We start from the raw sequence: 5,747 nt of genomic DNA, 5'->3' as shown, positions 1-5,747 counted from the left end.
CCGCGATCGCTTCGGCGAGCGCGTCGCCGTTGCTTCCGGGAGGATCGCCGCCGCCGCGGACGCCAAGTACGTCGAGGCCGGCGGCCTGCGTCGGCAGCTTCGTCCCGCCGCCGACCGTTCCGACCTCCAGGCTCGCGAGCGACACCGAGACGTAGAGGCCGCCCTCGGGCGTCAGTTCGGCGGTCGTGATCGCGTTCGCACCCTCGACGACCTGTGCCTCGTCCTGGCCCGTCGCGAGGAACATGGCCGCGACCGTGTTGGCGACGTGTGCGTTGAAGCCGAGCGACCCCGCCTTCGCGGAGCCGACGTGGTTCTTTCGCGTGTTGATCTCGGCGACCGCCTCGGGCGTCGTGTGAAGCCGGTCTTCGACGACCTCGCGGGGGATCTCCACATCGGCAGCGACCGACCGGCCGCGCCCCTCGACCGCGTTGACCGCGGCGGGCTTCTTGTCGGAACAGAGGTTACCCGAGAGCGCGACGAGCGAGGCGTCCGTCTCCGCCTCGATCACGTCACAGGCCTCGCGGGTGGCGATGGTGACCATGTTCATCCCCATCGCGTCCTTCGTGTCGAAGGCGAACCGGAGGTAGACGTTGTTGCCGACGACGTACGGCGTGACTTCGCGGAGCTCGCCGTGGCTGGTCGTCGACTCCGCGGCCGTCCGCAACGTGGGGACGTTGTCCCGCACCCACGAGGCGAGCGCTTCGGCCTCGGCGACGTCGGCGACCCTGAAGACGGGCGCACGGGTCATTCCGCTTTTCGTGACGCGCGCAGTCGCGCCGCCGGCCGCGTCGATGACCGAGCAACCGCGGTTGACGGACGCGACGAGCGCCCCTTCAGTCGTGGCCATCGGGAGGTACCGCGACCCCGACAGCGACCCACCGTCGACCGTGACGGGGCCGGCGACGCCGACCGGTACCTGAACGCCGCCGATCATGTTGTCGATGTTCGGGTCGGCGTCGGCCGCGTCGAACGCGTACTCCCCGAACGCGTCGACGTCGGCCCCGGACTGCTCGGCGACGACTCGCCGCCGGACGGTCGCCGCGGCGTCGGGATCGACGTGCTCTTCGAGCTCGTGGAGGCGGACGTCACCGTCACGGACGCGCTCGACGAGCGTCGAGATCGTTGGCTCGCTCATGCCCGCGTCTCCTCACGGCGGGCGCTAATGGCTGTCGGTTCCGGGGTTCTCGACGACCGTCCGATCGCGAGTCACGACGACCGTTCGATCGGATTCCGTGACCGCCGGCCGGCATCGCCGGAACGCCCTACCGTCGGACGAAATCGGAGAGTCGCTCCCGCAGGCTCTCCCGGCCCAGCGTGAGGTAGTAGGCGTCCCCCCCGTCCTCGTAGTAGTTGTCGATCCGTCGTTCGACTTCGAAGCCGACGTGCTCGTAGAAGCCGAGCGCCGACTCGTTCGTCGTCCGGGCGTGACAGGAGACGGACCGGTGTTCCTGGGCCACCTCGGCGACCAGCCGCTCGCCCAGCCCCTGCCCGCGATACTCGGGGTCGACGGCGAGAAAGAGCACGTAGCCGTCGCGGCGGACGGACGCGAACGCGATGAGGCGGTCGTCCTCGAACAGGAGATACGTCGTCGAGCGCCGATAGGCGTCGACGAAGAAGCTCCGTCGCTGGCGAAGGACGCCGTCGATACGACGGATCCGCTCTTTGAGCTCCCACGCCTCGATGACGTGTTCGGACTCGCCCGGCGGATCGGTCCGCTGCTCCACGTTGACGCTCACTGGGACTGGATAACACGCCAGCGGGATATAACTCCACCGGGACGACGGCGATGCGAGGGGTCCTACGCCGACGCGACGGCCGGTCCGCGACGATGCGACGGTCGTGCTACGCCGACGCGACGGCCGGTCCGCGACGATGCGAGGCCTTCGACCGCGAGCACCGATACGACAGCGGTGACGCTGTGACACAACCACGATAGTTTTTGTCGTCGTCGTACATGGATCGGGGTAATGCCCAGCGAGTCGACGACGAACCGGCAATGGCTCCGGCGGGCGTTCCTCACCGGGGTCGCGGTGGTCGTTCCGTTCGTCATCACGGTATTCGTCCTTGCGATCGCGTTCAACGCAGTGTACGACTACCTCGACTGGTTCTCCTCCGTGCTCGCGACGGTGTCGCCCCAAGTCGTCGTTCCGGTCGTCGGACGGATCGAGCGCGAGCTGCTCATCGAGCTCGCGACGCCGGTCGTGTTCGTCACGGCGATCGTCTTTATCGGAGCCGCGGTGGATTCGACACGGTACGGCGAACGCGCCGTCGACTACGTCGATTACGTTATCGAAGCGGTCCCCGGGATCGGGTCGGTGTACGAGGGGTTCAGACAGATGAGCGACGTGATGTTGGAGTCAGACGAAGCGAACTTCCGGGAGGTCGTCCTCGTCGAGTTCCCGACGGAGGGCGTGTACACGGTGGCGTTCGTGACGAGCGAAACGCCGGACGCGGTGACCGCGCCGAGCGGGGAGGAGTCCATGCGGACGTTGTTTATGCCGATGGCACCGAACCCGGTGATGGGTGGCCACGTCGTCTTCGTCCCGGAAGACCGGATCGTCGACGTCGATCTCACGGTCGAACAGGGGATCCGCGCGCTGGTGACGAGCGGCGTCGCCCTCGAAGAAGCGGTCGACGGTGCGGAGGGCCTCTCTCGGGAAAAGCTGCGACAGCTCTCCGTCACCGGACAGGTCGACGAGCGGTTCGATCCGCCGAGGGTGGGGAACGAGGCGGAACAGGGGTCAGACGGAGCGGAACCGGGATCGGCCGGTTCGGGGCCCGAAAACGGGACGGAGACCGAAAGCGACGAAGGGGCAGGAAACGGAGGGCAGCCGCTCGGCACCGGGTTCGATCCGGGGGGCGACGGCGATGACAACACGGAAACCGATCGGAGCCGAAACGGCGGATCGTGACGTACGAACTCCGCGATCACACCGCCGACATCGCCGTTGAGGCGACCGGCCCGACCCTCTCCGCGACGTTCGCGGCGGTCGCGGACGGGCTCACCGCCGCGAGCTGCGACTCGGTTCCGGGGACAGGGGGCGATCGGTTCCGGGTCGAAGTCCGCGCGGAGAGTCGGGAGGGGCTGCTGTTCGACTACCTCGATCACCTGATCTACGAGCGTGACGTGCGGGAGGTGCTCCCCGCCGACCACGACTGCCAAGTGCTGTCGCCGAAGGACTCGGGCCCGAGCGCGGCGTGGACCGTCGAAGCGACCGCGCGCGGCGTACCGCTCGACCGCGTCGACGCGCGGGAGGTCAAGGCCGTCACCTACTCCGAGATGACCCTCAAACCGAGGGACGACGGCTGGTACGCGTACGTCGTCTTCGACGTGTGAGCGGCCCGGCCGACAGGCAGACGGGTAGTCGATTCCTACGTAATTCGACCGGTAAATAGGTCCGAAACCGTTGTTCAAGCGCATTTCGGTCGAAAGCGTTATGCCGTTGTGTGGCGTGTGTTGTCATATGTCACAAACCAGTCAGGCCGCGTGGCGAGCGGGCGCTGTCGGCGGCGCGGTCGCCGGCGTCACGATGGGGGTCGTGTTACACGGGCTCCTCGGGCTGATGCCGACGATCGGCGCGCTCATCGGCGTCGAGACGGTCCTCGCCGGCTGGGCGGTTCACCTGTTCAACAGTACGGCGTTCGGGGTGTTGTTCGTCGCGATGTTCGACAGACCGTTCTTCGATGACCTCCGAAACGACGTCGGCGGCTGCCTCTCCCTTGGCGTCCTCCACTCCGCGCTGCTCGGCGTGATCACGGGTGGTCTGCTGTTACCCCTGTCACTCGCGCTCGCGGGAGCCACGTCGCTACCGGTCCCCACGCTTCCGCTGCCGGGCGTGACGGCGGGCCTCGAGTTCGGCGTCGGTATCGCGGTCGCCCACCTGATCTACGGCGTCGTGTTGGGTCGCGTGTTCGCCGCGTTCACCCTCGCGGACGGGGCGATCGGGTGGGTTCCCGTCGATCCAGCCGACCGATAGGCGCGCGGCCGCCCGACGTAACGCCCTTCCCCCGTCGCGTCGAATCCTCGGCTATGACCACGCGCGAGTTCGATGGGATCCGGTTGGAGAAGGTGCGAGAACACGTCTGGGAGATCCCCCGCGAGGGGGAGATGAACGTCCCCGCACGGGTGTTGGCCAGCGAGTCGCTCCTCGAAGAGATCGGCGAGGACGCCACCCTCCAGCAGCTGCGGAACGCGACGCACCTCCCGGGGATCGTCGAACCGGCGATCTGTATGCCGGACGGCCATCAGGGGTACGGGTTCCCGGTCGGCGGGGTCGGCGCGATCGACGCCCACACCGGCTGCATCTCGCCCGGCGCGATCGGCTACGACATCAACTGCGGCGTGCGGATGGTCCGTACCTCGCTCACCTACGACGACGTGCGAGGCCGCGAGGAGGCGCTCGTCGACGCCCTCTTCGAGGCGATCCCGTCCGGGCTCGGCGGGGGCGGCGTGATCGACGGCGACGCCGACGCGATCGAGGGTGCGCTCGAACGTGGCGTCGAGTGGGCCGTCGAGGAAGGGTACGGGATCGAGAGCGACCTCGCACACTGTGAAGACGAAGGGCGACGGCCGGACGCACGCCCGGAGTACGTCTCACAGAAGGCGATGGACCGCGGACGCAACCAGATGGGGTCGCTCGGCTCGGGGAACCACTTCCTCGAAGTACAGCGCGTCACCGACGTGTTCCGCGACGACGTTGCGGACGCGTACGGTCTACACGAGGGGGAAATCGTCGTCCTGATCCACTGTGGCAGTCGCGGGCTCGGCCATCAGACCTGCAACGACTATCTCCGACGGATCGAGACGGAACACGGCGACCTGCTCGCCGACCTGCCGGACAAGGAGCTCGCGGCCGCCCCCGCCGGCTCCGAGCTAGCCGAGGAGTACTACGGCGCGATGAGCGCGTGTATCAACTTCGCGTGGGTGAACCGCCAGCTGATCACCCATCAGGTCCGCGAGACGTTCGGCGAGGTGTTCGACGCCGACCCGATCGACGACCTGGAGATGGAGCTGTTGTACGACGTCGCACACAACATCGGCAAAAAGGAGACGCACGAGGTCGGCGTCGGCGAGGACGGGCTTCCCGCCACCGGCGACGAGGTCGTCGACCGGGCGGAACGCGAGCTGTACGTCCACCGGAAAGGCGCGACGCGGGCGTTCCCGGCCGGACACGAGGACGTGCCGGCCGTGTACCGCGACGTGGGACAGCCGGTGATCATTCCCGGGAGCATGGGTGCCGGGTCGTACGTTCTCCGAGGTGGGTCGGAGTCCATGCGCGTTTCGTTCGGGTCGACCGCTCACGGGGCCGGCCGACTGATGAGTCGGACACAGGCGAAACAGGAGTTCTGGGGCGGCGACGTCCAAGACGACCTGGCGAGCGAGCAGTCGATCTACGTGAAAGCGCAGTCGGGCGCGACGATCGCCGAGGAGGCTCCGGGCGTCTACAAGGACGTCGACGAGGTGATCCGCGTCAGCGACGAGCTCGGGATCGGCGACCGGGTCGCCCGGACGTTCCCCGTCTGTAACATCAAGGGCTGACCGCGGACCGGCGCGTCGCTCGCGACCACCCGCCCTCCGTGGTCGCGACGGCTTATATCCGATACCGCGCCCAGTTCGCGTCGGAATGACGGGACACACGCGCGGTCGTGAGGGATCGATGGGGACGAGCAGGCGGTCGCTGCTGGGGACCGCCGGCGCGATCGTCGTCGGTGGGATCGCGGGGCTCGGGGCGCTCGGCGCGTCGAGC

At 68.1% G+C, this 5,747-nt stretch carries 6 protein-coding genes; 4 read left to right on the top strand and 2 right to left on the bottom strand.

The window, feature by feature from the left end; genetic code table 11:
* The coding region (locus ACFQEU_RS10345) for a hydroxymethylglutaryl-CoA reductase (protein ID WP_379781840.1) at positions 1–1,135 on the bottom strand (1,135 nt) is incomplete at its 3' end.
* Positions 1,136–1,262: 127 nt separating this feature from the next.
* Positions 1,263–1,736, bottom strand: coding sequence for a GNAT family N-acetyltransferase (locus tag ACFQEU_RS10340; RefSeq protein WP_379781837.1), 474 nt, complete (start codon positions 1,734–1,736; stop codon positions 1,263–1,265).
* Between the two features lie 231 nt (positions 1,737–1,967).
* Between ACFQEU_RS10340 and ACFQEU_RS10335 the strand changes: the two genes are divergently transcribed.
* The 4 genes from ACFQEU_RS10335 (at position 1,968) to ACFQEU_RS10320 (ending at position 5,539) form a co-directional block, all read left to right on the top strand.
* Positions 1,968–2,912 (top strand): DUF502 domain-containing protein, encoded by a 945-nt coding sequence (locus ACFQEU_RS10335; RefSeq protein WP_379781835.1) that lies wholly within the window; start codon positions 1,968–1,970, stop codon positions 2,910–2,912.
* On the top strand, positions 2,909–3,337 hold the full coding sequence (locus tag ACFQEU_RS10330) for an archease (RefSeq protein ID WP_379781833.1): 429 nt from the start codon (positions 2,909–2,911) through the stop codon (positions 3,335–3,337). Before ACFQEU_RS10335 ends, ACFQEU_RS10330 begins: the two co-directional genes overlap by 4 nt.
* A gap of 127 nt (positions 3,338–3,464) precedes the next feature.
* Entirely contained in the window at positions 3,465–3,977 is a 513-nt protein-coding gene (locus ACFQEU_RS10325; protein WP_379781831.1) for a hypothetical protein, read from the top strand.
* 53 nt (positions 3,978–4,030) lie between these two features.
* A complete protein-coding gene (locus ACFQEU_RS10320) occupies positions 4,031–5,539 on the top strand; it encodes an RtcB family protein (RefSeq protein ID WP_379781829.1) in 1,509 nt (502 codons plus the stop codon).
* The last annotated feature ends 208 nt before the right edge of the window (positions 5,540–5,747 follow it).

Origin of the sequence: Halorubrum tibetense (assembly GCF_042661865.1) — an archaeon.
Lineage (GTDB): Archaea > Halobacteriota > Halobacteria > Halobacteriales > Haloferacaceae > Halorubrum > Halorubrum tibetense.
Note: the sequence above shows the minus strand (reverse complement) of the source record. Positions and strands in the feature narration are given on the sequence as shown.